This window comes from Enterobacter cloacae subsp. cloacae ATCC 13047 (assembly GCF_000025565.1).
Taxonomy (GTDB): domain Bacteria; phylum Pseudomonadota; class Gammaproteobacteria; order Enterobacterales; family Enterobacteriaceae; genus Enterobacter; species Enterobacter cloacae.
The window spans coordinates 4629442-4655595 of record NC_014121.1; the positions used below are offsets into that span (position 1 = coordinate 4629442).

24 protein-coding genes and 1 other RNA gene are annotated in these 26154 nt (G+C 55.4%); 14 read left to right on the forward strand and 11 right to left on the reverse strand.

Annotated elements, in window-relative coordinates; all coding sequences use genetic code 11:
• Positions 1-3: 3 nt before the first annotated feature.
• The 7 genes from tdcD to garL form a co-directional block, all read right to left on the reverse strand.
• Positions 4-1212, reverse strand: a complete 1209-nt coding sequence (gene tdcD / locus ECL_RS22485; RefSeq protein WP_013098877.1) for a propionate kinase — start codon at positions 1210-1212, stop codon at positions 4-6.
• Between the two features lie 30 nt (positions 1213-1242).
• Entirely contained in the window at positions 1243-2574 is a 1332-nt protein-coding gene (gene tdcC / locus ECL_RS22490) for a threonine/serine transporter TdcC (protein WP_013098878.1), read from the reverse strand.
• Between the two features lie 9 nt (positions 2575-2583).
• Positions 2584-3573 carry a bifunctional threonine ammonia-lyase/L-serine ammonia-lyase TdcB gene (gene tdcB / locus ECL_RS22495; protein WP_013098879.1) on the reverse strand — a complete coding sequence of 330 codons (990 nt, stop codon included), beginning with the start codon at positions 3571-3573 and terminating at the stop codon, positions 2584-2586.
• A 118-nt stretch (positions 3574-3691) separates the two neighbouring features.
• A complete protein-coding gene (tdcA, locus tag ECL_RS22500) occupies positions 3692-4612 on the reverse strand; it encodes a transcriptional regulator TdcA (RefSeq protein ID WP_013098880.1) in 921 nt (306 codons plus the stop codon).
• Positions 4613-5288: 676 nt separating this feature from the next.
• Positions 5289-5667, reverse strand: an RNA gene (gene rnpB, locus ECL_RS22505) — RNase P RNA component class A.
• 59 nt (positions 5668-5726) lie between these two features.
• Positions 5727-6617: a 2-hydroxy-3-oxopropionate reductase gene (gene garR, locus ECL_RS22510; protein WP_013098882.1), complete on the reverse strand. Its 891-nt coding sequence runs from the start codon at positions 6615-6617 to the stop codon at positions 5727-5729.
• A 21-nt stretch (positions 6618-6638) separates the two neighbouring features.
• Positions 6639-7409 (reverse strand): 2-dehydro-3-deoxyglucarate aldolase, encoded by a 771-nt coding sequence (gene garL, locus ECL_RS22515; protein WP_013098883.1) that lies wholly within the window; start codon positions 7407-7409, stop codon positions 6639-6641.
• 352 nt (positions 7410-7761) lie between these two features.
• On the opposite strand from garL, the gene garD reads away from it, so the two are divergent.
• A complete protein-coding gene (gene garD / locus ECL_RS22520; protein WP_013098885.1) occupies positions 7762-9333 on the forward strand; it encodes a galactarate dehydratase in 1572 nt (523 codons plus the stop codon).
• A gap of 60 nt (positions 9334-9393) precedes the next feature.
• On the opposite strand, the gene ECL_RS22525 is transcribed toward garD, so the two are convergent.
• Entirely contained in the window at positions 9394-10203 is an 810-nt protein-coding gene (locus ECL_RS22525) for a DeoR family transcriptional regulator (RefSeq protein ID WP_013098886.1), read from the reverse strand.
• Between the two features lie 239 nt (positions 10204-10442).
• On the opposite strand from ECL_RS22525, the gene kbaZ reads away from it, so the two are divergent.
• From kbaZ to ECL_RS22570, 9 genes are all read left to right on the forward strand, one after another.
• Entirely contained in the window at positions 10443-11750 is a 1308-nt protein-coding gene (gene kbaZ, locus ECL_RS22530) for a tagatose-bisphosphate aldolase subunit KbaZ (protein WP_013098887.1), read from the forward strand.
• Between the two features lie 19 nt (positions 11751-11769).
• Positions 11770-12243: a PTS N-acetylgalactosamine transporter subunit IIB gene (gene agaV / locus ECL_RS22535; protein ID WP_013098888.1), complete on the forward strand. Its 474-nt coding sequence runs from the start codon at positions 11770-11772 to the stop codon at positions 12241-12243.
• A gap of 10 nt (positions 12244-12253) precedes the next feature.
• Positions 12254-13033: a PTS N-acetylgalactosamine transporter subunit IIC gene (gene agaW / locus ECL_RS22540; RefSeq protein ID WP_013098889.1), complete on the forward strand. Its 780-nt coding sequence runs from the start codon at positions 12254-12256 to the stop codon at positions 13031-13033.
• Positions 13023-13901 carry a PTS N-acetylgalactosamine transporter subunit IID gene (gene agaE / locus ECL_RS22545; RefSeq protein ID WP_013098890.1) on the forward strand — a complete coding sequence of 293 codons (879 nt, stop codon included), beginning with the start codon at positions 13023-13025 and terminating at the stop codon, positions 13899-13901. Before agaW ends, agaE begins: the two co-directional genes overlap by 11 nt.
• Before the next feature lie 16 nt (positions 13902-13917).
• Positions 13918-14352 (forward strand): PTS galactosamine/N-acetylgalactosamine transporter subunit IIA, encoded by a 435-nt coding sequence (gene agaF, locus ECL_RS22550; protein ID WP_013098891.1) that lies wholly within the window; start codon positions 13918-13920, stop codon positions 14350-14352.
• Entirely contained in the window at positions 14349-15482 is a 1134-nt protein-coding gene (nagA, locus tag ECL_RS22555; protein ID WP_013098892.1) for an N-acetylglucosamine-6-phosphate deacetylase, read from the forward strand. Before agaF ends, nagA begins: the two co-directional genes overlap by 4 nt.
• Positions 15483-15728: 246 nt before the next feature.
• Positions 15729-16877, forward strand: coding sequence for an SIS domain-containing protein (locus tag ECL_RS22560; RefSeq protein ID WP_013098893.1), 1149 nt, complete (start codon positions 15729-15731; stop codon positions 16875-16877).
• 12 nt (positions 16878-16889) lie between these two features.
• Complete coding sequence (gene kbaY / locus ECL_RS22565; RefSeq protein WP_013098894.1) at positions 16890-17762, forward strand: tagatose-bisphosphate aldolase subunit KbaY; 873 nt, start codon at positions 16890-16892, stop codon at positions 17760-17762.
• Positions 17763-17782: 20 nt separating this feature from the next.
• Entirely contained in the window at positions 17783-19672 is a 1890-nt protein-coding gene (locus ECL_RS22570; protein ID WP_044159238.1) for an alpha-galactosidase, read from the forward strand.
• A gap of 53 nt (positions 19673-19725) precedes the next feature.
• On the opposite strand, the gene rsmI is transcribed toward ECL_RS22570, so the two are convergent.
• Positions 19726-20589, reverse strand: coding sequence for a 16S rRNA (cytidine(1402)-2'-O)-methyltransferase (rsmI, locus tag ECL_RS22575; protein WP_013098896.1), 864 nt, complete (start codon positions 20587-20589; stop codon positions 19726-19728).
• A gap of 62 nt (positions 20590-20651) precedes the next feature.
• Between rsmI and ECL_RS22580 the strand changes: the two genes are divergently transcribed.
• The 4 genes from ECL_RS22580 to dolP are packed head-to-tail and all read left to right on the forward strand — an operon-like array spanning position 20652 to position 24361.
• Positions 20652-22811 carry a penicillin-binding protein activator gene (locus ECL_RS22580; RefSeq protein WP_013098897.1) on the forward strand — a complete coding sequence of 720 codons (2160 nt, stop codon included), beginning with the start codon at positions 20652-20654 and terminating at the stop codon, positions 22809-22811.
• Positions 22769-23164, forward strand: a complete 396-nt coding sequence (locus tag ECL_RS22585) for a YraN family protein (protein ID WP_013098898.1) — start codon at positions 22769-22771, stop codon at positions 23162-23164. The genes ECL_RS22580 and ECL_RS22585 overlap by 43 nt, the downstream gene beginning before the upstream one ends.
• A gap of 21 nt (positions 23165-23185) precedes the next feature.
• Positions 23186-23776, forward strand: coding sequence for a DnaA initiator-associating protein DiaA (diaA, locus tag ECL_RS22590; protein WP_003861754.1), 591 nt, complete (start codon positions 23186-23188; stop codon positions 23774-23776).
• A gap of 9 nt (positions 23777-23785) precedes the next feature.
• On the forward strand, positions 23786-24361 hold the full coding sequence (gene dolP / locus ECL_RS22595) for a division/outer membrane stress-associated lipid-binding lipoprotein (RefSeq protein ID WP_013098899.1): 576 nt from the start codon (positions 23786-23788) through the stop codon (positions 24359-24361).
• 49 nt (positions 24362-24410) lie between these two features.
• Here the strand turns inward: dolP and ECL_RS22600 are convergent, their stop codons facing one another.
• Both ECL_RS22600 and ECL_RS22605 read right to left on the reverse strand, forming a co-directional pair.
• Positions 24411-25448 (reverse strand): permease, encoded by a 1038-nt coding sequence (locus tag ECL_RS22600; protein ID WP_044157663.1) that lies wholly within the window; start codon positions 25446-25448, stop codon positions 24411-24413.
• Between the two features lie 40 nt (positions 25449-25488).
• Entirely contained in the window at positions 25489-26133 is a 645-nt protein-coding gene (locus ECL_RS22605; RefSeq protein WP_013098901.1) for an NAD(P)H-binding protein, read from the reverse strand.
• Between the last annotated feature and the right edge of the window lie 21 nt (positions 26134-26154).

Genomic DNA, 26154 nt, shown 5'->3' on the forward strand with positions numbered 1-26154 from the left:
CTGTCAGGCGTAAGCCGCAGCCGGGGTAACCTTCCCAAGACGGAGGGCGTCCAGCGCGATCATTTTTTCTTCATTGGTAGGGATCACCGCACACGCCACGCGGGACGTATCGGCGCTGATGATGCGTTCACCCGCGCTGCCAGGCAGGCCGTTGCGGGTCTCGTCGAGGATGAGGCCAAAGACCTTGAGATGTTCTGCTACCAGCCTGCGGATGAGCGTAGAGTTCTCGCCAATCCCTCCGGTAAACACCACCCCGTCCAGGCGATGCAGCGACGCCGCGTGGCCGGCGATATGCCGTGCAATGCGGTGCACAAAGGTGTTTATCGCCAGCTGCGCCCGCGGGTTTGCCTCGCGCCAGGCTTTTTCCAGCGTCCTGAGATCGGCGGAAATCCCGGAGATCCCCAGCAAGCCAGATTCTTTGTTAACCACACGCTCCAGATCCTCGAACGACTGGCCGGTTTGCTGGGCAATCCACGCCATCGCGCCAAAATCCACGTCGCCACAGCGCGTGCCCATCATCAGCCCTTCCAGCGGCGTCATCCCCATCGAGGTATCGACGCTTTTGCCGTTACGAACCGCGCAAATCGACGCGCCATTACCCAGGTGGGCAATCACTAACCCGCTGTCGTCCGGTGAAAGTCCGAGAAGCGCATGCGCCTGCCCGGCAACGTAGCGGTGGGAAGTGCCGTGAAAACCGTAGCGCCGCACGCCCAGCTCCTCAAAATAGCGGTACGGCAACCCGTAAAGATACGCCTGCGGCGGCAGCGTCTGATGGAAACTGGTGTCAAACACCGCCACCTGCTGAACGTTAGGGAACAGGCGTTCCGCCGCTTCTACACCGCTTAAGTTGGCGTAGTTGTGCAGTGGTGCCAGAGAAGAAACCTGGCGGATCTCGTTGATAACCTGCTCCGTGATAAGGGTCGACTCGCTGAAGCGTTCACCGCCGTGGGCTATGCGGTGGCCAATTAAGGCCACGCTGCTCATCAGGTCACGCTTCTCCAGCTCCAGGGCGATGGCAGCCAGCGCCCCTTCGTAGTCATGGTGAGCCAGTGTGGCTGGCTCACCCCCGTTCACGGAAATAAAGGCTTTTTCAGTGTTGATACCGTCGGCAATGCCCGTCATCAGGGCATCGCAGCTGCTGGCATCGAGCACTGAAAACTTAACAGAGGACGAACCGCAGTTAATAACCAGTACAACCGGAAACTCAATCATGGTGTGACTCCGCTCTTCCTGAGCATTGATTTAGAACAGTTTGTAAACGATGTTCAGAATGGTCAGCAGGCCGACAACGGTGACGAAGATGTTCTCGGGTCTGCCCTTATACTTCGCCATTGCCGGGGCTTTGCGGATGGCATACATCGGCAGCAGGCACAGCAGAGAAGCGATGATGGGTGCTCCCATGGCCTCAATAAGGTCCAGAATGTTCGGGTTGGCATACGCGACAACCCAGGTGGAGCCCATGATGAAGACCATGCTGATGGTGTTCAGTTTGCCCACCGAGACCTTCTTCTTATCGCCCTTATACCCGAACTTCAGGATCAGGCCGTTCAGCCCTTCCAGCGTGCCCAGATAGTGGCCGAAGAAAGATTTGAAGATTGCGACCAGCGCGATGATAGAGGCGCCGTATTCCAGCACCGTCGCAAACGTCGATTTGGTGCCTGACATCGACGCAAAATGGTTCGCCAGATAAGAGAGCACCGGAATGTTCTGCGCTTTGGCATCAGCCATGTTCTGCGGAGAGAGCGTAAACAGGCAGCTAAAGGCGAAGAACATCACCACGGCGACCATTAGCAGGCTGGCGCGGCCGATGATTCTGGAACATTTCTGCTCGGTGAAGTCTTTACCGAATTCCGGTTCGTACTCTTCGCGCTTGGAGACCACAAACGAGGAGACAATCGGCGAGAAGTTAAAGGAGAAGACCATGATGGAGATCCCCAGCCACACCGTCACCAGTATGCCGTCATGGCCGGTGAAGGCGATATCGCTCAGGTTGACCTGGTCGATCACTGCCGAGTTCCAGTAAGGGATCAGCGACAGGGAAATCAGCACCAGACTGGCGATAAACGGGAACACCAGATAACTCATGACCTTCACCATCAGGTCTTTACCGAACCAGATCACAAAGGCCATCAGCAGCAGCAGGAACAGCGCCACTACGCCGCGGTTTAGCGCCGGCATCTGGAGCTGGTTTTCCCAGAAGGTCATAAAGGTGTTGGTAATAGTGACGCCGTAAATCCACAGCAGCGGGCAAATGGCGAAGAAGTAGAGGAACGTGATGACCACTCCGCCTGTTTTACCAAAATGCTCCTCCACCGTTTCGGTGATATTGCCGGAAACGTTGCTACCGGACAGGCACAGACGCGCCAGCGCGCGGTGGCAGTAGAACGCAATCGGGAACGCGAGAAGCAGCATCAGCAGGATAGGGATCAAGCCGCCGAAACCTGCACGAATAGGGAAGAACAGCACGCCTGCGCCAATGGCGGTACCAAACAATCCCAGCGTCCAGGTGGTGTCTGACTTACGCCAGGAGGACGTTTTTGTCTGGCCAACGATAATGCTTTCAGTGTTGCTCATAGGTCATCCTTATGCGTCAACGAAGCCGGTAATTTGGGAAACACGAGAGAGATCGATATTGCCGCCGGAAATAATGCAGACGGTTTTGCGTCCCTGAATATAATGGTCGAGCTTGCCGCTCAATAACGCCGCGCAGGCCAGCGCCCCCGCCCCTTCGGTCACCACTTTGTTTCGCTGAATTAACGCAATCATGCTGTTACGAATATCGTCTTCGCTGACCAGCACAATGTCGTCGACTAATTCACGAACAATTTCGAAGGTTAATTTACCCGGACGAGAAACGTCGCAGCCGTCTGCTAATGTGCCGGTAACCCGATGGTTAATAATTTCACCTGCCTGATACGACGCCGCCATGGCGTGAACGTTTTCAGACTGTACGCCGATAATATTAATGGTCGGGTTAATCGATTTTATTGCCGTTGCGATGCCAGCAATTAACCCGCCACCGCCGATGGGCACAATGACGTTATCCACATCGTATAAATCTTCGAGAATTTCGAGGCCGATCGTGCCCTGGCCGGCGATCACTTTCGGGTCATCGTAAGGCGGGATAAAAATACGCCCTTCCATCTCGACGATTTCGCTCACTTTGGCGATCGTGTCGTTGAAGTTCTCGCCGTGCAGCACCACTTCCGCCGAGTAGTCACGCGTGGCGGCAACTTTGGATTTTGGCGCGCCCATCGGCATCACCACTTTGCCGTCGATGCCGAGCATGGCACAGGAAAGGGAGACGCCCTGCGCATGGTTTCCCGCAGAGCAGGCCACAACCCCTTTACGTCTTTCAGCATCGGTCAGCGAGCTTAATTTATTAAACGCGCCGCGAATTTTAAAGGAGCCGGTACGCTGCATATTTTCAAACTTCAGAAAGATTTCACCCTTACAGCGTTCGCTGAGATAATTCGAGCGCGGCATGCCGGTTTTATATATCTTTCCTGCCAGTCGTTTTCTGGCGTCCTGAATATCTTCAATGGTTACCGGGAGATCGTAGGTAATATGCATAATATCCTCGTTATAATAATTCATTATTTTCGGGCAAAGTCAGGGTATCAGAGCACAGCTAAAATAAGCTCTGGGGTGTTTTTCAAAAATGAGTAGTACTTATTTGGAAATTAATTATTCATCGTCGTCGTTCACTGGTCAGTGACGCATATTGTTTCGCCAGCTCAACTAACACTGACGCTGATTTTTTAATTCTGTAATTTTTTGACCACACGGCGGCATAGCGTGCCACCGGTAATTCATCTTCCACTGGCAGTACAATAAACTGGTCTGAACCGAACGGCGCAATCATGTCGCGGGGGATCACCGTCAGGTAGTCGGCATTGAGGACAAGGTTATAAATGGTGACGACGGAATCGGTCTGTACGATGTTTTCAATACTGATGTGGTTGTCTTGCAGGGTGGTCAGAAGTTCTTTGTAGTAGCCCATGTCGGTTTGCGGCATCACCCACTGCTCATGGGTGAGCGATGCCAGTGTCGTCGGGGCGGTGCACGTTCGTAATTTGCTGGCCACCAGCACAAATTCAGACTCGAACAGCGGCTCGACATGCAGATCCTGCAGCAGCATTTCATCACTCAGCGTGCCGATGGCAAAGTCCAGCCGCCCGTCACGAATGGCCGGAAGGAAAGAAGAGAGCTGTGCTTCATACATGGAGACCCGCGCTTTCGGGAACACTTCCTTGAATTTTTTGATCATTTCAGAGAGGAACTTGAAGCCAATCAGCGAGGGATAACCAAACGAGACGTCCATGACGGTGCTGAAACTGAGGCTGTTAATCTCGCTCACCATGTTTTTCATCTCACGGGTGATCGACTCTGAGTACGAGAGCAGAACCTGGCCCGCCGCCGTCAGTTTTACGCCCGTGTTTTTACGCACCATCACTTCCACACCGAAGTAAGATTCGATGTCACTGATAATTTTGCTGACGGCGGGTTGCGTCAGACCCAGTTGTCTTGCTGCAGAACCTATGGAGCCACTTTTAATGACTTCCTGAAATACCACGAGGTGCTGTGTTTTCGGTAGAATAATAGTGTTCATAATATTCTGCGCTTATTTCCCTATGACGGGGTGGATTCTACTCAATATTGTTTCAGGGGGTATGTGCTGTTACTCACAATTTGCCTTTTCGTACCCTTACCAGGAACTATCCAACCCCATTAAAAACCTTTTAAATCAATAAAATACAACCAATAAAATACGCTATCACGCTGATATTGATCAACAAAAATGGCGGTAATAAATTTATTTTATGGCGATAACCCGGATAAATTTTTCTGCGTTTAAAAAATCAATAAAGACTATCTTTCAGGCAATTAAAGAACAATAAATAACCATTATTCATGTGAAACATTCTTTCAGTTTTTTGAAATTTACGGGCGTAATTTGACAGAGATTCGGGAAAGAGTGGAATACGTCACACATTCTTAGGGTGAATGTTTTTAATTTCAAAATATACATATCAAATAAGAAAACATTCTGGATCATCCAGTTAACATTCATAACAAATTAATCACACTCAGAATTCAGGATTTTTTAGCGGTAAATTTTGTGATAACGATCGGGATTAGACAGCAGAGCGGAAATGAATGGTTAAAACAGTGAAATGTGCTTAATGTCGCAAATATGAGAATTGGTGTCGTTTGGGGGGTTGCCGGGTGGCGCTGCGTACATACCTCATTAAGCAAAAACCCCGCCGAAGCGGGGTTTTCTAATAAGTTGAAGCTGACCGATAAGCCGGGTTCTGTCGTGGACAGTCATTCATCTAGGCCAGCAATCGCTCACTGGCTCAAGCAGCCTACCCGGGTTCAGTACGGGCCGTACCATGTGAACCCCTATTTGGCCTTGCTCCGGGTGGAGTTTACCGTGCCACGGACTGTTACCAGCCGCGCGGTGCGCTCTTACCGCACCCTTTCACCCTTACCTGATCCCACTTGCGTGGGCCATCGGCGGTTTGCTCTCTGTTGCACTGGTCGTGGGTTTCCCCCCCAGGCGTTACCTGGCACCCTGCCCTATGGAGCCCGGACTTTCCTCCCCTCCGCCCGTCTCCACCCGAAGGTGGACGACGACGAAGCGGCGACTGTCTGGTCAGCTTCGGCGCGCAGTATAGTGGGTTTGCACGCCGCTGTCACCCTTGGTTGTAGGGAAGCCGAAATTAGCGGGAGACTTCCACCTTCGCCAGTTTTTCGTAGTAGCACGCAATGGCACTGTGGTCAGCGGTGCCCAGACCATCGGCACGTAGCGCCTGCATCATCTCCATGACGGCGGCGGTCAGCGGCAGTTGGGCCCCTACGCCGTGAGAAGTGTCCAGCGCGTTAGCCAGATCTTTAATGTGCAGGTCGATACGGAAACCGGGTTTGAAGTTACGATCCATCACCATCGGCGCTTTAGCGTCCAGCACCGTGCTACCCGCCAGCCCACCGCGGATCGCCTGGTAAACCAGATCCGGGTTGACGCCCGCTTTGGTGGCCAGAGTGAGCGCCTCCGACATGGCGGCAATATTCAGCGCCACAATCACCTGGTTTGCCAGCTTGGTTACGTTACCCGCGCCAATCTCCCCGGTGTGCACCACGGAACCGGCCATCGCTTTCATCAGATCGTAGTATTTGTCGAAAATCGCCTTATCGCCGCCGACCATGACCGACAACGTACCGTCGATGGCTTTCGGTTCACCGCCGCTCACCGGGGCATCGAGCATCTCGACGCCTTTCGCTTTCAACGCCTCGCTGATTTCCCGGCTGGCCAGCGGTGCGATGGAGCTCATGTCGATCAACACCAGGCCCGGCTTCGCGCCGTCGATAATGCCGTTCTCACCCAGCGCGACCTCTTTTACATGGGGAGAGTTTGGCAGCATGGTGATAATGACATCGCACTGCTCGGCAATGGCTTTGGCTGTGGTGGCGGTTTCTGCGCCAGCCGCCATCACTTCGGCCACGGCCTGCGAATTATGGTCTGAAACCACCAGGGAGTATCCTGCTTTGATGAGGTTTTTACTCATTGGTTTGCCCATAATGCCGAGGCCAATAAAACCCACTTTCAGCGTCATAATCTGTTTTCCTCAAGATGGTTATTTTTTAAAAGCGTCCGCTAATTTCTGCGTCGCAGAACGGAATACGCCGAGGTCGCTGCCGACGGCAACGAAGGTCGCGCCCCACTCCAGATAGCGGCGTGCGTCTGCTTCAACCGGCGCCAGAATGCCACACGGTTTGCCGTGCGCTTTGGCGCGGGCAAAGATGTGCTGGATGGCGCGCTGCACATCCGGGTGACCCGCATTGCCCAGGTGCCCAAATGCGGCCGCCAGATCGCTTGGGCCGACAAAAATACCGTCCACGCCCTCGGTGGCGGCGATGGCATCCACGTTATCGACACCCTGCTGACTCTCAATCTGTACCAGAATGGTGATGTTGCTGTTGGACTGCGCAAAGTAGTCCGGTACGGTGCCAAACATGTTGGCGCGATGCGAAACGGAGACACCGCGGATCCCTTCCGGCGGATAGCGTGTTGACGCCACGGCCTGTGCCGCCTCCTCCTGCGTTTCGACAAACGGGATCAGGAAGTTGTAGAAGCCGATATCCAGCAGGCGCTTGATGATCACCGGCTCGTTCGTGGGGACGCGGACCACCGGCGCGCTCTGGCTGCCTTTGAGCGCCATCAGCTGCGGAATAAAGGTGCTGATATCGTTCGGCGCATGCTCGCCATCAAGCACTAGCCAGTCGAACCCCGCCAGACCCAGCACTTCGGTGCTGATTGGGTTTGCCAGTGCGGACCAGCATCCAATTTGAATCTGGTGCGCCGCAAGCGCCGCTTTAAATTTATTTGGGAAGATAGCGTTATTCATCGTATTTACCTTTTTAATTCCGCAGCGCTGGTCAGTATATTTATTACCAGCGTTATATTTATTCTCTATTTCGGCGTGATAAAATCGTCATTCAGTATAATCTTCACTTTCCGGCAGCACATTGTTTTAATGCTCAAGTGTTACGCTCTGTTTCAATAATATTTTGAGCATATGCACAACCCACTGGGCGCTGATGCACAGAATCAGCCATTACTGGTTCGGGAGCGATCGCGATCACATTCTCACGCTCTGTCTCCTGACATGCTCTATTTTCGCAAGCTGCGTTTTTATTTTTGCCATAAGAAAATTGGCTGTATTTATTATCAGATTCTTTGCTGGAGAATATTGAACAATGGCCGACATTGAAATTCGACAAGCGTTGCCGACGGCGTTCTATATAAAAGTTCACGACACGGATAATGTGGCAATTATTGTGAACGACAATGGCTTAAAAGCCGGAACCCGCTTCCCGGATGGCCTGGAGCTGATTGAACATATTCCGCAGGGGCATAAAGTGGCGCTGGTGGATATCCCGGCCCAGGGTGAAATCGTGCGTTATGGTGAAGTCATTGGCTATGCCGTCCGTGCCATTCCGCAAGGCAGCTGGATTGATGAGTCTCTGGTTGAGCTGCCAGAAGCCCCACCGTTGAACACCCTGCCGCTGGCAACCCGCGTCCCGGAGCCGCTGCCACCGCTGGAAGGGTACACCTTTGAAGGCTATCGCAACGCAGACGGCAGCGTTGGAACCAAGAATCTGCTCGGCATTACCACCAGCGTTCACTGTGTGGCAGGCGTGGTGGATTACGTGGTGAAACTCATTGAGCGCGATCTGCTGCCAAAGTACCCGAACGTTGATGGCGTGGTGGGGCTGAATCACCTTTACGGCTGCGGCGTGGCGATCAATGCCCCTGCGGCCGTGGTGCCAATCCGAACTATCCACAATATCGCCCTGAACCCGAACTTTGGTGGCGAAGTGATGGTGATAGGCCTGGGTTGTGAAAAGCTACAGCCTGAGCGCCTGCTGCAGGGCACCGAGGATGTAAAAGCCATTCCGGCCGATGAGGCCAGCATTGTACGTCTGCAGGACGAACACCACGTTGGTTTCCGTTCGATGGTTGACGATATCCTTCAGGTTGCAGAGCGTCATCTGGCTAAACTCAATACGCGTCAACGTGAGACCTGCCCGGCTTCCGAGCTGGTGATTGGTACACAATGTGGCGGCAGCGATGCGTTTTCCGGTGTGACCGCCAACCCGGCGGTGGGTTATGCCTCCGACCTGTTTGTTCGCTGCGGGGCCACGGTGATGTTCTCTGAAGTGACAGAAGTGCGAGATGCCATTCATCTGCTCACGCCGCGCGCCATCAACGAAGAGGTGGGCAAACGCCTGCTCGAAGAGATGGCCTGGTACGATAACTACCTCAATATGGGAAAAACCGACCGCAGCGCCAACCCCTCTCCGGGGAACAAAAAAGGGGGCCTGGCGAACGTGGTGGAAAAAGCGCTCGGCTCTATCGCCAAATCCGGTCAAAGTGCCATTGCAGAAGTCCTCTCGCCGGGCCAGCGTCCAACGAAACGCGGTTTGATCTACGCGGCAACCCCGGCCAGTGACTTTGTTTGCGGCACCCAGCAGGTGGCTTCCGGCATTACGGTGCAGGTCTTTACCACCGGACGCGGTACGCCGTACGGCCTGATGGCGGTGCCTGTGATTAAAATGGCCACCCGCACTGAGCTGGCTAACCGCTGGTATGACTTAATGGACATTAACGCAGGCACCATCGCCACCGGGGAAGAGAGCATAGAAGAGGTAGGCTGGAAGCTGTTCCACTTTATTCTGGATGTGGCGAGCGGCAGGAAGAAAACCTTCTCGGACCAGTGGGGGCTGCACAATCAGCTGGCGGTGTTTAACCCGGCACCGGTGACGTGATAGCCCCTCACCCTGCCCTCTCCACAGGGGAGAGGGTTAGGGTTAGGGTGAGGGGAGAAACTACCCTTTCACCAGCACCACATCGATCCCGCTTTTACGCAACCCATCCAGGCTCTCCGCCGGAATGCCTTCGTCGACAATAATCATATCAATCCGTTGTGTATCAATGATTTTATGCAGGCTCGAGCGGTTAAATTTGCTGGAGTCGGTCACGACAATAATACGCTCTGCCACTTCGCACATCCGGCGGTTGAGGCGCGCCTCGTCTTCGTTGTGCGTGCTCACGCCGCGATCGAGATCGATGGCGTCAACGCCCAGGAACAAAAGATCGAAGTGATAATTCTGTAATGACTGCTCCGCCTGGTCGCCATAGAAGGATTGCGACTGACGGCGCAGATGCCCGCCTGTCATCAGCAGTTCCACTCCTTCCGCTTCCAGCAAAGCGTTCGCGACGTTCATGCCATTGGTCATGGCAATCACATCCGTGTGCTGGCGCAGCATTCGGGCAATTTCAAACGTTGTGGTACCCGAATCCAGAATGATGCGATGCCCTGGCTTTACCAGTTCTGCGGCAACTTTCGCGATGCTGCGCTTCACGGCAGTATTCAGCGAGCTTTTATCTTCAACGGAGGGTTCAACGCCCGGCACATTGCCTTCGCAAATCAACGCGCCGCCATAGGCACGAACGGCGATACCTTGCTTCTCCAGAAAAGCCAGATCGTTGCGGATCGTTACCGTCGACACGCCGTATAAATGGGAAAGATCGTTAACCTGTACGCTTCCCTGCGCCCGCAACCGCTGAATGATCTGCTCTCGCCTTTCACTGGTGCCGGTGATGCGCTTTTCCGCGGAGGAATCAGTGCTGCTCATACGCGATCCTTTATAAATAAACTTTCGTTTCATTTCGTTTTGCCTATTAAGGCCTTTCTTTTAGGGGAATGCAAGCCCCATCTACCGTTCTTACCCTCCCCTTCCCGACGCTGAAACCTTTCATTGCGTTTCTTTTGTGAAACAGATCGGAAAACTATTATCTTTCGTTTTATTTTTATACCACCATAATGCAGTATAAAATGAAACAAAACGAAAGATGAATACCATCACCATCCGAAATGGAGAGGAAAGTGAAACATCTGACTGATATGGTGGAACAACATAAACGGGGGAATTCAAACGGGATTTATGCCGTCTGTTCCGCACATCCATTAGTACTTGAAGCTGCAATTCGTTACGCCCATTCGCAACAAACGCCGCTGCTGATTGAAGCAACCTCAAACCAGGTCGATCAGTTTGGCGGTTACACCGGCATGACGCCCGCCGACTTTTACGGGTTCGTCCGCAAGCTGGCGGACTCTCTTGGCTTCCCCGCGTCACAGTTGATCCTCGGCGGCGACCACTTAGGGCCAAACCGCTGGCAACACCTGCCCGCGCAGCAAGCGATGGCCAATGCTGACGATCTTATCAAAAGCTATGTCGCAGCCGGGTTCAAAAAGATCCACCTCGACTGCAGTATGTCCTGCGAGGATGATCCGGTTCCTTTGACCGACGCGATCGTCGCCGAACGCGCGGCACGTCTGGCGAAAGTCGCCGAACAGACCTGCCGTGAACAGTCTGGTGAATCCGATCTGGTCTATGTCATTGGCACTGAAGTCCCTGTGCCGGGTGGCGCACACGAAACGCTTACCGAGCTTGAAGTCACCACGCCGGACGCGGCTCGCGCGACGCTTGAGGCGCATCGTCATGCGTTCGAAAAGGAAGGGTTAGGTGACATCTGGCCACGCATTATTGGCCTGGTGGTTCAGCCTGGCGTGGAGTTCGACCATGCGCACGTCTGTGACTACCAGCCGCAAAAAGCCCATGCCCTGAGCACCATGGTTGAAGCCTACGATACGCTGGTTTTTGAAGCGCACTCTACCGACTACCAGACGCCACAGGCGCTTCGCCAGCTGGTAAAGGATCACTTCGCCATTTTAAAAGTCGGCCCGGCCCTTACCTTCGCTCTGCGTGAGGCACTCTTTGCGCTGGCTGCCATAGAAGAAGAGCTGCTGCCAGCGAAAGCCAGCTCGGGCCTGCGTCACGTGCTGGAAAACGTGATGCTCGATCGGCCGGAATACTGGCAAAGCCACTACCATGGCGACAGCAACGCACGCCGCCTGGCGCGTGGCTACAGCTACTCTGACCGCGTACGCTACTACTGGCCGGACAGCCAGATTGACGATGCCTTTGAACGTTTGGTGCGTAACCTGGCGGACGAACCGCTACCGTTGCCGCTGATTAGCCAGTATTTGCCGTTGCAGTACAGCAAAGTTCGCGAGGGGGCTCTCAAGTCAACGCCGCGAGAACTCATCATCAACCACATTCAGGACATACTTCAGCAGTACCACGCCGCCTGCGAAGGCGTAACGACTCAGCATGCATAATTAAAAAGAGGAAAAAGCTATGCCAAACATTGTCTTATGCCGAATTGATGAACGTCTGATCCACGGTCAGGTGGGCGTGCAATGGGTGGGGTTCGCGGGGGCGAACCTGGTACTGGTCGCGAATGACGAGGTGGCAGAGGATCCGGTTCAACAGAACCTGATGGAAATGGTGCTCGCGGAGGGGATCGCCGTGCGTTTCTGGTCATTGCAAAAAGTGATCGACAACATTCATCGCGCCGCTGATCGCCAGAAAATTCTGCTGGTCTGTAAATCTCCCGCTGATTTTCTGAAGCTGGTTGAGGGGGGCGTGCCCATCACCCGTATCAACGTAGGAAACATGCACTACGCCAGTGGCAAACAACAAATTGCCAAAACGGTATCTGTAGACGCGGACGACATAGCCGCCTTCAACGGCCTGAAAGCGGCCGGGGTGGAATGCTTCGTTCAGGGCGTTCCAACAGAGACTGCTTTGGATCTCTTTAAACTGCTTTGAGGGATTCACAATGGAAATCAGTCTGTTGCAGGCTTTCGCGCTGGGGCTTCTCGCCTTTATCGCGGGTCTGGATATGTTTAATGGCTTAACACACATGCACCGTCCGGTCGTACTCGGGCCGCTGGTTGGCCTGATCCTTGGCGATCTGCACACCGGGATTTTAACCGGCGGGACGTTAGAGCTGGTCTGGATGGGTCTGGCACCGCTCGCGGGCGCACAGCCGCCAAACGTCATTATCGGCACCATCGTCGGGACCACGTTTGCCATCACCACAGGCGTGAAACCGGATGTCGCCGTCGGGGTCGCCGTGCCGTTTGCCGTCGCGGTACAGATGGGAATTACTTTCCTCTTCTCGGTAATGTCCGGCGTGATGTCCCGCTGCGATCGCATGGCGGCTAATGCAGATACCAACGGCATTGAACGGGTTAACTATCTGGCTCTGCTGGCACTTGGCCTCTTCTATTTCTTGTGCGCATTTCTGCCCATTTACTTTGGTGCGGAGCACGCGAAAACCGCCATTGATGTGCTGCCGGAGCGCCTGATTGATGGCCTTGGCGTCGCGGGCGGCATCATGCCTGCCATTGGCTTTGCCGTGCTGCTCAAAATCATGATGAAAAACGTCTACATCCCCTACTTCATTATCGGTTTTGTCGCTGCGGCCTGGCTCAAGCTTCCGGTTCTGGCGATTGCCGCTGCCGCGCTGGCCATGGCTTTGATAGACCTGATGCGTAAATCACCTGAACCGGTGGCACCTGCAGCCCAGAAAGAGGAATTCGAAGATGGCATCTAATCACACAACATTACCGGGCGTGTCTGAAAGCGAAGAGACGCTGCTGACCGGCGTCAATGAAAACGTCTACGAAGACCAGAGCATCGGTGCCGAACTGACCAAAAAGGACATCAACCGCGTCGCCTGGCGTTCTATGCTGCTGCAGGCCTCATTCAACTATGAACGTATGCAGGCCTCCGGCTGGCTTTATGGGTTACTGCCTGCGTTGAAAAAGATCCATACCAACAAGCGCGATCTGGCACGCGCCATGAAAGGTCACATGGGGTTCTTTAATACCCACCCGTTCCTGGTGACCTTTGTTATTGGCATTATTCTGGCGATGGAACGCTCCAAACAGGATGTAAACAGTATTCAGAGCACCAAAATTGCCGTCGGTGCCCCGCTTGGCGGCATTGGTGACGCCATGTTCTGGCTGACCCTGTTGCCTATCTGCGGCGGTATTGGTGCCAGCCTGGCGCTGCAAGGTTCGATTCTGGGTGCGGTGGTGTTTATCGTGCTGTTTAACGTGGTGCATCTCGGCCTGCGTTTTGGCCTGGCGCATTACGCTTACCGGATGGGCGTCGCAGCCATTCCGTTGATCAAAGCCAATACTAAAAAGGTCGGCCATGCGGCTTCCATCGTCGGGATGACGGTAATCGGTGCGCTGGTGGCAACCTATGTTCGTCTCAATACCACACTCGAAATCAAAGCCGGGGATGCGGTCGTTAAACTGCAGGCTGACGTTATCGATAAGCTAATGCCTGCGTTTCTGCCGCTGGTCTACACCCTGACCATGTTCTGGTTAGTGCGTCGTGGCTGGAGCCCGCTGCGGCTGATTGGTATCACCGTGGTGCTGGGTGTTGTCGGTAAATTCTGTCACTTCCTGTAAAAACAAAGAGGTTGCGATGTTAGGCATTATTTTGACGGGTCACGGTGGATTTGCCAGCGGGCTTGAGCAGGCTATGAAGCAAATCCTCGGCGAGCAGCCGCAGTTTATCGCCATCGATTTTCCGGAAACCTCCACCACCGCGCGGCTGACCGCGCAGCTTGAGCAGGCGGTGAGCGAGCTCGATGCCCGGCACGATATTGTGTTCCTTACCGATCTGCTGGGCGGGACGCCGTTTCGCGTTGCTTCTACGCTCGCTATGAAAAGACCGGGCAGCGAAGTGATCACCGGCACCAACCTGCAATTGCTGCTGGAGATGGTGCTCGAACGTGAGGGTCTGAGCAGCGAAGCGTTTCGTCGGCAGGCGCTGGAGTGTGGTCACCGCGGTCTGACGAGCCTGGTAGATGAGCTTGGCCGCTGTCGCGAGGAAGCGCCCGCTGAGGAAGGGATATGAGTCAGCTACTGCGCGCGCGGCGGGTACTGACCGAACAGGGCTGGCTGGATGACCACCAGCTTCGTATCGAGAACGGCGTTATCACGGCGATTGAACCTGTCCCGGCGGGGGTTAACGCCCGCGATGCCGGGCAGCTTTGTCCGGCGTACATCGATATTCACGTTCATGGTGGCATGGGCGTGGATGTGATGGATGACGCCCCCGATGCGCTGAACGTTTTGGCTCTTCATAAAGCACGTGAAGGCGTCGGGGCATTTTTGCCCACAACGGTCACCGCGCCGCTGGAGGCGATTCACGGCGCACTCACGCGGATCGCCCGACGCTGTCAGTCAGGCGGCCCTGGCGCGCAGATTCTGGGCAGCTATCTGGAGGGCCCGTACTTTACGCCGCAGAACAAAGGGGCGCATCCGCCTGCACTGTTTCGTGAACTGGATATCGCCGAGCTGGACGCGTTGATTGCGGTATCGCACAACACACTGAAGGTGGTGGCACTGGCACCGGAAAAGCCCGGCGCGCTACAGGCCATTCGCCACCTGAAGCAGCGGGGTATCCGTGTGATGCTGGGCCACAGTGGCGCCACGTACGAGCAAACCCTCGCCGCCTTTGACGCCGGTGCAGACGGACTGGTGCACTGCTTTAACGGTATGACGGGGCTGCATCACAGAGCGCCGGGTATGGTCGGTGCCGGGCTGACGGACAAACGGGCGTGGCTGGAGCTTATTGCCGACGGTCATCATGTTCATCCGGGCGCCATGCGTATATGCAGCTGCTGTGCGAAGGACCGCGTGGTGCTGATTACCGATGCCATGCAGGCGGCAGGTATGCCGGACGGGCGGTATATGCTCTGTGGCGAAGAGGTCACAATGCACCACGGCGTAGTGAAAACCGCCTCCGGCGGGCTGGCGGGAAGCACGCTGTCGCTGGATGCCGCCGTCAGGCATATGGTGGAACATGCGGGTGTGACAGCAGAAGAGGCTATTCATATGGCTTCGCTGCATCCTGCCCGCCTGCTGGGCATTGATCATCAGCTTGGCTCCTTAGCGCCAAGGAAACGCGCCAATATTATTGCGCTGGATGACGGTTTACACCTTCAGCAGATCTGGATTCAGGGCCAGGCTCTCCCCCTTTAGCCCTTTTATTGTGTCTCCTTTTGGCTTTACGGCGCCAAACCGTAAGGCCTTTCTTTTCCTTTCCTTAAGTTTACCCTTTCCTTTCGCGATCACACTTTTCGTTTTATTTCTTTTCTTTCATTGAACTTTCGATTTCTTTTCTATAGATTTTATTTAACTGCTTAAGTGAACAAGTGAAACGAAACGAAAGATAGCGACACATTTGCCAGCGTCTGATGTGGAATTCACACGACTAAGGACTGAGTTATGCCACAGATCACTCCCACCGCCACCACCGGCACCTGGACCGAAGAAGAGATTCGCCAGCAGCCTGCCAGCTGGATCCGCTCGCTCCACAACATCGATAATTTGCGCTCCTCAATTGACAGTTTCCTGACGCCACTGCTGCGTAAGCACGATCTGCGGATCGTACTGACCGGCGCGGGCACGTCCGCGTTTATAGGCGATATCATTGCGCCATGGCTTGCGGGCCACACCGGGAAAAACATCTGCGCCGTTCCGACAACCGATCTGGTCACAAACCCGATGGATTACTTCAGCCCTGCACATCCGCTGCTGCTGATCTCTTTTGCCCGTTCCGGTAACAGCCCTGAGAGCGTCGCCGCCGTTGAGCTGGCCAATCAGTTCGTGCCGGAGTGCTACCACCTGTCGATCACCTGTAACGAGGCGGGAAACCTGTATCAGAGCGCTATCGACAGTGATAACGCCTGTGCCCTGCTGATGCCTGCCGAAACGCACGATCGCGGTTTCGCGATGACCAGCAGTATCACCACCATGATGGCAAGCTGCCTGGCCGTATTCGCGCCAGAGACGATCAACAGCAACACCTTCCGCGACGTGGCCGATCGCTGTCAGGCGATCCTCACCTCACTTGGTGATTTCCGCCATGGCGTATTTGGTAACGAGCCCTGGAAACGGATCGTCTACCTGGGAAGCGGTGGCCTGCAGGGGGCGGCGCGCGAATCGGCGCTGAAGGTACTGGAACTGACCGCGGGCAAGCTGGCGGCATTCTACGATTCCCCAACGGGGTTCCGTCACGGGCCTAAGTCGCTGGTAGATAACGAAACGCTGGTGGTGGTGTTTATCTCCAGCCATCCGTATACGCGTCAGTACGATCTGGATCTTCTGGCCGAATTGCGTCGCGATCGCCAGGCCCTGCGCGTTGTCGCCATCGCCGCTGAAAACGATCCGGTGATTGAAGCGGGCCCGCACATCCTGCTGCCGCCTTCACGCCCGTTTATTGATATGGAACAGGCGTTCTGCTTCCTGATGTACGCCCAGGTATTTGCGCTGTCCCAGTCCCTCAGCGTGGGCAATACACCCGATACGCCATCCGCCAGCGGCACGGTCAACCGCGTGGTACAGGGCGTTGTTATTCACCCGTGGCAGGCTTAAGAGGATCGCATCATGAGCATTATCTCAACGAAATATCTTCTGCAGGACGCACAGGCAAAAGGCTACGCCGTACCGGCGTTTAACATCCACAACGCAGAGACGATCCAGGCGATCCTCGAAGTGTGTAGCGAGATGCGATCGCCAGTGATCCTCGCAGGCACGCCGGGCACGTTCAAACATATTGCCCTGGAAGAGATCTACGCCCTGTGCAGCGCATATTCATTAACTTACGACATGCCGCTGGCGCTGCATCTCGATCATCACGAATCCCTCGACGATATTCGTCGCAAGGTTAACGCTGGCGTGCGTAGCGCGATGATCGACGGCAGCCACTATCCGTTTGAACAAAACGTGAAGCTGGTGAAATCGGTAGTCGATTTCTGCCACCTCAACGACTGTAGCGTCGAGGCTGAGCTGGGCCGTCTGGGCGGCGTGGAAGATGACATGAGCGTCGACGCGGAGAGTGCATTTCTCACCGACCCGCAGGAAGCGAAACGCTTTGTCGAACTGACCGGCGTCGATAGCCTCGCCGTCGCCATCGGCACCGCACATGGCCTGTATACCAAACGCCCTAAAATTGACTTTCAGCGCCTGGCCGAGATCCGCGAAGTGGTCACCGTGCCGCTGGTGCTGCATGGCGCGAGCGATGTGCCGGATGAGGATGTACGTCGCACCATCGCGCTGGGTGTGTGCAAAGTCAACGTGGCGACCGAGCTGAAAATCGCCTTCTCTGACGCAGTGAAAGCCTGGTTTGCTGAAAACCCGCAGGGTAACGATCCGCGTTTTTATATGCGGGTCGGAATGGATGCCATGAAAGAGGTGGTCAGAAGCAAAATTACCGTGTGTGGCTCGGCAAACCGCTTGCTGCTTCCGGCAGAAGCCTGATGAAAAAGGATCTTACCCTGATGAAAAAAATCCTCACCCTATCCATGCTTGCCCTGTGTGTTTCCCATAGCGCGATAGCAGCGAATTACTCCCTTAATAACGACAACATTGCCCTGTCATTTGATGACGCGAACTCGACGGTCGTGGTGAAGGACACCAGGGCTAATCATCCGCTGAAGCCGCAGGAGCTGTTCTTTCTGACGCTGCCGGACGAGACTAAAATTCACACGGCGGATTTTAAGGTCAAACATGTCGAAAAACAGGACAGTGGAATTGTCGTCGACTTCACCCATCCTGACTTTAACGTGACGGTGAAGTTGAACCTGGTGAAGGGCAAATACGCCAGCATCGACTACACCATCGCCGCCGTCGGGCAGCCACGGGATGTGGCGAAAATCACCTTCTTCCCGACCAAAAAGCAGGCTCAGGCACCTTACGTAGATGGGGCAATTAACAGCTCGCCGATTATCGCAGACTCGTTCTTTATCCTGCCGGATAAACCCATCGTTAACACGTACGCCTATGAAGCGACGACTAACCTCAATGTGGAGCTGAAAACCCCCATTCAGCCGGCAACACCGGTCAGCTACACCACCTACTTCGGTACCTTCCCGGAGACCAGCCAACTGCGCCGTAGCGTAAACCAGTTTATCGATGCCGTGCGTCCGCGTCCGTATAAACCTTACTTACACTACAACAGCTGGATGGATATCGGCTTCTTTACACCTTACTCCGAGCAGGATGTGCTGGGGCGGATGGACGAATGGAACAAGGAGTTTATTGCCGGGCGGGGTGTCGCGCTGGATGCTTTCCTGCTTGACGATGGCTGGGATGACCTTACCGGGCGATGGCTGTTCGGCCCGGCTTTCAGCAAAGGTTTTGGCAAGGTACGGGAGAAAGCAGACAGCCTGCACAGCTCTGTTGGCCTGTGGCTCTCGCCATGGGGCGGATATAACAAACCGCGCGATACGCGCGTCTCGCATGCAAAAGAGTACGGTTTCGAAACGGTAGACGGGAAGCTGGCGCTGTCAGGCCCGAATTATTTTAAAAATTTTAATGAGCAGATCGTTAAGCTTATCAAAAACGAGCACATTACCTCGTTCAAGCTCGACGGGATGGGTAATGCCAATTCGCATATTAAGGGCAGCCCGTTCGCCTCGGATTTTGACGCCTCTATTGCACTGCTGCATAACATGCGCAGCGCCAATCCGAATCTGTTTATTAACCTGACGACCGGTACCAATGCCAGCCCATCCTGGCTGTTCTACGCCGATTCCATCTGGCGTCAGGGAGACGACATCAACCTGTACGGCCCCGGCACACCGGTGCAGCAGTGGATGACCTATCGCGATGCGGAGACGTATCGCTCTATTGTGCGTAAAGGTCCGCTATTCCCGCTGAACTCCCTGATGTATCACGGGATCGTCAGCGCGGAGAATGCGTATTACGGTCTGGAGAAGGTGCAAACGGACAGCGATTTTGCTGACCAGGTCTGGAGCTACTTCGCCACCGGCACCCAGTTGCAGGAGCTGTATATCACCCCTTCAATGCTCAACAAGGCGAAGTGGGATACCCTGGCGCAGGCTGCCAAATGGTCCCGGGATAACGCCAGTGTGCTGGTGGATACCCACTGGATTGGCGGAGACCCAACGGCGCTTGAGATCTACGGCTGGGCGTCGTGGAATAAAGACAAAGCCATTTTTGGATTACGAAACCCGTCGGATAAGCCGCAAAGCTATTATCTGGATTTGACGAAAGATTTCGAAATCCCGACCGGAGATGCGACGCCGTTTAGCCTGAAAGCGGTCTATGGCAGTAACGCCACGATACCGGCAGAGTATAAAAACGCGGTGGTGATTACCCTCAAACCGCTGGAAACGCTGGTATTTGAGGCGATGCCTGTTCACTAATCGTAGGCCGGGTAAGGCGCAGCCGTCACCCGGCAAAATAAGCACGCAGGGGCTTACTCCCCCTGCTGCTCCAGCGCATATTTATAGAGCGCATTCTTCTTCACGCCGTGGATTTCTGCCGCCAGTGCTGCTGCTTTCTTAAGCGGCAATTCAGCCTGTAGCAGTGCCAGAGTACGCAGCGCATCGGCAGGCAGTGCGTCCTCCTCCGCTTTATGCCCTTCGACAATCAGCACCATCTCACCCTTGCGACGGTTTTCGTCCTCTTTTACCCACGCCAGCAGTTCGCCGACCGGCGCGCCGTGAATGGTTTCCCAGGTTTTGGTCAGCTCGCGCGCCAGCACCACGTAGCGGCTCTCTCCCCAGACGGTCACCATATCTTCCAGGCTTTCCAGCAGGCGATGCGTGGATTCGTAGAAAATCAGCGTACGCGGTTCAGCTTCCAACTCTTTTAACACGTCACGGCGGCCTTTGGATTTGGCGGGCAGGAAACCTTCATAGCAGAAACGATCGGACGGCAGGCCCGCTGCGCTCAACGCAGCAATCGCAGCACACGGTCCCGGCAGTGGGACCACCCGGATCCCGGCTTCACGGCAGGTACGCACCAGATGGTAGCCCGGGTCGTTAATCAGCGGCGTACCGGCGTCAGAGACGAGCGCAATGTTCTGCCCCTCTTTGAGCTTCGCCACCAGCGTTTCTGCTTTTTGCTGCTCATTATGATCGTGCAGGGCGAAGAGACGAGCGTTAATCGCAAAGTGTTGCAGCAATAAACCGGTATGCCGGGTATCTTCAGCGGCAATTAAATCAACAGCTTGCAATACGGTCAGCGCACGTTGGGTAATATCAGACAAATTCCCGATAGGAGTAGGTACAATATAAAGCTGGCCTTGAGAATTCTCTGCCGTTTCGTGTTGTTTCATTGTTTCGTCCGTATTGCCGATTTAATATTGAGCATTGCGTAAAAAAAATCACTGGATACAGTATGGTACCGTTAACGTTTCTTCGAAAAAAAGCCACGCGCAGCGTGCCGCTTCTGCTGGCAGCCCTGATCTTTGCAGGCTGTGGCACCCAGGCACCTGACCAGAGCACGGCCCATCTGCAGGGATCCGCTCAGGCTGATTCTGGCTTTTATCTGCAACAAATGTCGCAAAGCTCAAATGATACCAGGATCAACTGGCAATTACTCGCCATTCGTGCACTGCTGAAAGAGGGCAAAACCCAGCAGGCCGCCGAACTGTTCAACCAGCTTCCGCACGAGCTTAACGATGCCCAGCGTCTTGAGCAGAGCCTGCTCTCTGCCGAGCTGAAAGTCGCGCTGAAAGATTATGCCGCCGCGAAAAAGATCCTTGGCGACATCGACGTGAGCGCGCTGGATAAAAATCAGCAGGCCCGTTTCTGGCAGGCGGGTATCACCGCTGAGCAGGGACGTCCTTCCCTGACGCTGCTGCGGGCGCTGATCGCCCAGGAGCCGCTGCTCGGCGGTGCGGACAAGCAGAAAAATATCGATTCCACCTGGCAGGCGCTCGCCTCAATGACCCAGGAACAGGCGCAGGCGCTGGTCATCAATGCTGATGAAAACGTGTTGCAGGGGTGGCTGGATCTGCAACAGATGTGGTTTAACAACCGCAGCGATCCAAACATGCTGAAAGCCGGTATTACCGACTGGCAAACGCGCTACCCACAAAACCCGGGCGCGAAAATGCTGCCGACACAGCTGGTGAACGTGCAGAACTTTAAGCCTGCCTCCACCAGCAAAATCGCCCTGCTTCTGCCGTTGAACGGCCAGGCGGCGGTATTTGGCCGCACCATTCAACAAGGTTTTGAAGCGGCGAAGAACGGTACCACGCCAGTGACCGGCAGTGCAGTTCCGGCGCAGGCAGCTCAGGCGGCAAACGTGAACGACGTTGTCAGCCCTTCCGCCGCGGAAACCAGCGACCTGACCACAGCACAAACGCCGCCGCAGGGGACGATGCAGAACCCGGTGACGGCACCGACCACACCTGCGGCCGCAGCACCCGCGCCTGCGACTCCGGTAGAGACACAATCCGCACCGGCGACAGAGCCTGCAACAGCGGAGCAACCTCAACCGCAGACCACTGAGCCCGCAGCACAACCTGCCGCTCAGCCTGCTGCCCAGCCACAGGCCGCAGCCACCACCAGCGCTAACCCGGGCGCTGAGCTGAAAATATACGACACCAGTTCTCAACCGCTCGATCAGGTTCTGGCGCAGGTGCAACAGGACGGTGCCAGCATCGTTGTGGGTCCGCTGCTGAAAAACAACGTCGAAGAGCTGATGAAGAGCAACACTGCGCTGAACGTGCTGGCGCTCAACCAGCCTGAACAGGTTCAGAACCGCGCCAATATCTGCTATTTCGCCCTCTCTCCGGAAGATGAAGCCCGCGATGCGGCGCGTCATATTCACGAGCAAGGGAAACAGTCTCCGCTGCTGCTGATCCCTCGCAGTACGCTGGGCGATCGCGTCGCCAACGCCTTTGCCGAAGAGTGGCAGAAGCTGGGCGGCGGCATCGTGCTGCAGCAGAAATTCGGCTCCGTCTCTGAACTGCGCGCGGGCGTTAACGGCGGCGCGGGTATTGCGCTTAACGGCAGTCCGGTGAGTGCAAGCCTGCCACAGCAGCAGAGCGTGACGATTGGCGGTCTGACCATCCCTGCCCCACCTACCGACGCGCAGATTAGCGGTGGCGGTAAAGTGGATGCGGCCTATATCGTCGCTACGCCGCAAGAGATTGCCTTTATCAAGCCGATGATCGCCATGCGTAACGGCAGCCAGAGCGGCGCCACGCTCTACGCCAGCTCTCGCAGCGCACAAGGCACCGCAGGCCCGGATTTCCGCCTGGAGATGGACGGCCTGCAATACAGCGAAATTCCGATGCTGGCGGGCAGCAATCCGGCCCTGATGCAGCAGGCGCTGAGCGCAGTCCGTAACGACTACTCACTGGCGCGTCTGTACGCGATGGGCGTCGATGCCTGGACGCTGGCGAACCACTTTACCCAAATGCGTCAGGTGCCGGGCTTTGAGCTAAACGGCAATACCGGCGATCTGACGGCCACTCAGGATTGCGTGATTAACAGGAAGTTATCATGGCTCAAATACCAGCAGGGACAAATCGTCCCGGCCAGTTAAGCCGTAAAGAGACCGGCGACGCCTGGGAATTAAAAGCGCGTCGCTGGCTTGAGGGCAAGGGACTGCGCTTTATCGCCGCTAACGTTCGCGGACGTGGCGGCGAAATCGATCTGATCATGAAAGAGGGTCAGGTCATTGTGTTTGTGGAAGTACGCTACCGACAGTCTTCCCGTTTTGGCGGTGCTGCCGCCAGCGTGACGCCCGCCAAACAACATAAATTATTACAGACTGCCCACTTGTGGCTTGCCCGCCATAATGGGAGTTTTGATACTGTGGATTGCCGGTTCGATGTGTTAGCCTTCACCGGAAACGAGATCGAATGGCTGAAAAACGCTTTTGGCGAAGACGCATAATTAAGATTTAAAAGGGATAACGTGCTCGAAAGAATTAAAGTGTGCTTCACAGAAAGCATTCAGACTCAGATTGCCGCGGCAGAAGCCCTCCCTGACGCAATCTCTCGCGCCGCCATGACGCTGGTGCAGTCCCTGCTCAATGGCAACAAAATCCTCTGTTGTGGCAATGGCACGTCCGCTGCCAACGCACAGCATTTTGCTGCCAGTATGATCAATCGTTTTGAAACAGAACGCCCCAGTTTACCTGCCATTGCACTTAATACCGATAATGTGGTCTTAACAGCGATTGCTAACGATCGTCTGCATGACGAGATTTACGCTAAGCAGGTGCGTGCCCTGGGCCATGCGGGCGATGTGCTGCTGGCCATCTCCACGCGCGGCAATAGCCGTGACATTGTCAAAGCCGTCGAAGCCGCCGTTACCCGCGATATGACTATCGTTGCCTTAACCGGCTATGACGGGGGCGAGCTGGCGGGCCTGCTGGGGCCGCAGGATGTGGAAATCCGCATTCCGTCTCACCGTAGTGCACGCATTCAGGAGATGCATATGCTCACGGTGAACTGCTTATGTGATTTGATCGATAACACGCTTTTCCCTCACCAGGATGATTAAGGAGTTCTCATGAAGGCTTTATCGACCCTCGCAGTCCTTATGTCTGCATTACTGCTGCAGGGATGTATCGCTGCGGCTGTCGTGGGTACCGCTGCCGTCGGCACCAAAGCAGCGACCGATCCGCGCACCGTTGGCACCCAGGTAGATGACGGCACGCTGGAGCTGCGCGTCAACAGTGCGCTGTCGAAAGACGAGCAAATTAAGAAAGAAGCGCGCATCAACGTGACGGCTTACCAGGGCAAAGTGCTGCTGACAGGCCAGGCGCCAAATAGCGAACTCTCCAGCCGCGCAAAACAGATCGCGATGGGCGTAGAGGGCACTGCGGAAGTCTTCAACGAAGTCCGTCAGGGGCAGCCAATCAGCCTTGGTACCGCCTCCAATGACACGTGGATCACCACGAAAGTCCGTTCCCAACTGCTGGGTTCAGACCAGGTGAAATCATCCAACGTGAAAGTGACGACCGAAAACGGCGAAGTGTTCCTGCTGGGCCTGGTTACCGATCGTGAAGGGAAAGCGGCGGCCGATATCGCCAGCCGGGTGAGCGGCGTGAAACACGTCACCACCGCATTTACTTACATTAAGTAATTCCCACCTGACTGTAAGCCCGGTGCGTGCTCGCGCCACCGGGCTTTTTTCACAGAAGCGCAATCCCCCCCACAATCACCCCACTCAACGCCACCAGTCCTGCAGTGAGCCACAGCGCTTTAGCGGGGAATGACTTACGCAGCATGATAAGCGACGGCAGGCTGATGGCAGGCAAGGTAATGAGCAACGCCAGTGCCGGTGCGGTGCCCATGCCGGCCAACATCATGGTCTGCACAATCGGAATTTCAGCCGCCGTTGGGATCACAAACAGACAACCGGCAACGGCCATCGCAATGACCCACATCAGGGTATTGTCGATGGCGCCGTCGGCATGCGGGAATAGCCAGACGCGTGCGGCCCCGAGCACCAACACCGCCAGGATATACACAGGAATGGTGCTCCAGAAAAGCTGCCACAGAGCATTCCCCCAGCGCGCAAAGAAGCTTCCCTGCGGCTCGCTGACATCAAGCTCAATGGCGGCCGGTTCAACGGCGTTATCTTTCACCCATTTCTGCACCAGCGTTGCCACCACCAGCACCGTCATCAGACCGGCCACCAGGCGGATAAAGGCGAAATGCCAGCCCAGCACAAAGCCCATAAACACCAGCGTTGCCGGGTTTAACAGCGGGTTGCCCATCCAGAACGCCAGCGCACCGCCCATAGAGACTCGCTGACGGCGCATACCGGCAGCAACAGGCGCGGCACAGCACGAACACATCATGCCCGGCAAGGAGAAAATGGTCCCCAGCAGGGTGCCCTGAAAACGTGGCTGCCCCAGGGTTTTCACCAGCCAGTGACGCGGGATAAGCACCTGGATCAACGAGCCCAGAATGACGCCTAATACGGCGGCTTTCCAGACGGCAAGGAAATAGACCATGGCATAATCCCACGCCGCGCGAAGCGGGCTGGAATCAGCGTGAGCGAGAATAGATTTACCGATGCTGTGCGTTTCAGCGGCAGTGAAGGCTTTACCGTAGTACGGCTGCCATTTCACATACCAGAGGCCGATAATGACCACGAGAAAGAAGAGCGCGGGCTTCCACCATTGGACAGGTGTTGCCGCCTGAGATGAAGACTGACCAGTCATAGCATTCCCCGGAGAGTGTTATTTAATTAGCCGGGGGAGTTTACGCCTCGCCCTGCGCGATTTCACGCAGTTTCGCCGAAGGGATGATATTCACTCCCTCCTGCGATGGTGACAGCCCCTCTTTTAACATCGCACGCGCCACATCGCGCGCCTCGATGGATTTCCAGTTACCGGGGAGAATGCGGAACAACGGGGCAAACATCGACTCGTTAAAACGACGCTCGTCGCGATGCCCCAGCAGCATGGAGGGACGGACTATTGTCAACCGCTCCCACTTCTGGGCAATCAGGGCCTCTTCCATCTCGCCCTTCACCTTGCTGTAAAAGAACGGCGAACGGGCGCTGGCGCCCAGCGAGCTGACCACCACAAAATGGGTGGCACCCAGCTTTTTCGCCGTTAGCGCCGTATCAACCACCAGCGTATAGTCAGCATGAACAAACGCCTCTTTACTGCCCGCCTCACGCCGCGTTGTCCCGAGGCAGCAAAAGGCGATATCGATGGGATCCTGCACCTGCGCCAGTGCGTCGGTCAGCTGTGGATCGTGAGGATTAAAAACGCCAGAAATGTCCGCCAGCGGTCGACGTGTCGGGGCCGCAATGTAGTTCACCCTACGATCCTGGATCAGCAGCCGCAGCAGATGATCGCCCACCAGCCCGGTTGCCCCCGTAATCAGTACCTGACTCATTTCATCCCCTTTACAGAATAG

What these genes read in the sequence shown, in the direction of transcription:
- ECL_RS22600 (WP_044157663.1), bottom strand. Translation starts at nt 25,448, where the DNA reads ATGACTGGTCAGTCTTCATCTCAGGCGGCAACACCTGTCCAATGGTGG.
- dolP (WP_013098899.1), top strand. Translation starts at nt 23,786, where the DNA reads ATGAAGGCTTTATCGACCCTCGCAGTCCTTATGTCTGCATTACTGCTG.
- kbaZ (WP_013098887.1), top strand. Translation starts at nt 10,443, where the DNA reads ATGGAGAGGAAAGTGAAACATCTGACTGATATGGTGGAACAACATAAA.
- tdcC (WP_013098878.1), bottom strand. Translation starts at nt 2,574, where the DNA reads ATGAGCAACACTGAAAGCATTATCGTTGGCCAGACAAAAACGTCCTCC.
- garD (WP_013098885.1), top strand. Translation starts at nt 7,762, where the DNA reads ATGGCCGACATTGAAATTCGACAAGCGTTGCCGACGGCGTTCTATATA.
- tdcD (WP_013098877.1), bottom strand. Translation starts at nt 1,212, where the DNA reads ATGATTGAGTTTCCGGTTGTACTGGTTATTAACTGCGGTTCGTCCTCT.
- ECL_RS22560 (WP_013098893.1), top strand. Translation starts at nt 15,729, where the DNA reads ATGCCACAGATCACTCCCACCGCCACCACCGGCACCTGGACCGAAGAA.
- agaF (WP_013098891.1), top strand. Translation starts at nt 13,918, where the DNA reads ATGTTAGGCATTATTTTGACGGGTCACGGTGGATTTGCCAGCGGGCTT.
- garR (WP_013098882.1), bottom strand. Translation starts at nt 6,617, where the DNA reads ATGACGCTGAAAGTGGGTTTTATTGGCCTCGGCATTATGGGCAAACCA.
- rsmI (WP_013098896.1), bottom strand. Translation starts at nt 20,589, where the DNA reads ATGAAACAACACGAAACGGCAGAGAATTCTCAAGGCCAGCTTTATATT.
- agaW (WP_013098889.1), top strand. Translation starts at nt 12,254, where the DNA reads ATGGAAATCAGTCTGTTGCAGGCTTTCGCGCTGGGGCTTCTCGCCTTT.
- ECL_RS22605 (WP_013098901.1), bottom strand. Translation starts at nt 26,133, where the DNA reads ATGAGTCAGGTACTGATTACGGGGGCAACCGGGCTGGTGGGCGATCAT.
- agaV (WP_013098888.1), top strand. Translation starts at nt 11,770, where the DNA reads ATGCCAAACATTGTCTTATGCCGAATTGATGAACGTCTGATCCACGGT.
- ECL_RS22525 (WP_013098886.1), bottom strand. Translation starts at nt 10,203, where the DNA reads ATGAGCAGCACTGATTCCTCCGCGGAAAAGCGCATCACCGGCACCAGT.
- nagA (WP_013098892.1), top strand. Translation starts at nt 14,349, where the DNA reads ATGAGTCAGCTACTGCGCGCGCGGCGGGTACTGACCGAACAGGGCTGG.
- garL (WP_013098883.1), bottom strand. Translation starts at nt 7,409, where the DNA reads ATGAATAACGCTATCTTCCCAAATAAATTTAAAGCGGCGCTTGCGGCG.
- agaE (WP_013098890.1), top strand. Translation starts at nt 13,023, where the DNA reads ATGGCATCTAATCACACAACATTACCGGGCGTGTCTGAAAGCGAAGAG.
- tdcA (WP_013098880.1), bottom strand. Translation starts at nt 4,612, where the DNA reads ATGAACACTATTATTCTACCGAAAACACAGCACCTCGTGGTATTTCAG.
- ECL_RS22570 (WP_044159238.1), top strand. Translation starts at nt 17,783, where the DNA reads ATGAAAAAAATCCTCACCCTATCCATGCTTGCCCTGTGTGTTTCCCAT.
- ECL_RS22580 (WP_013098897.1), top strand. Translation starts at nt 20,652, where the DNA reads ATGGTACCGTTAACGTTTCTTCGAAAAAAAGCCACGCGCAGCGTGCCG.
- tdcB (WP_013098879.1), bottom strand. Translation starts at nt 3,573, where the DNA reads ATGCATATTACCTACGATCTCCCGGTAACCATTGAAGATATTCAGGAC.
- kbaY (WP_013098894.1), top strand. Translation starts at nt 16,890, where the DNA reads ATGAGCATTATCTCAACGAAATATCTTCTGCAGGACGCACAGGCAAAA.
- ECL_RS22585 (WP_013098898.1), top strand. Translation starts at nt 22,769, where the DNA reads ATGGCTCAAATACCAGCAGGGACAAATCGTCCCGGCCAGTTAAGCCGT.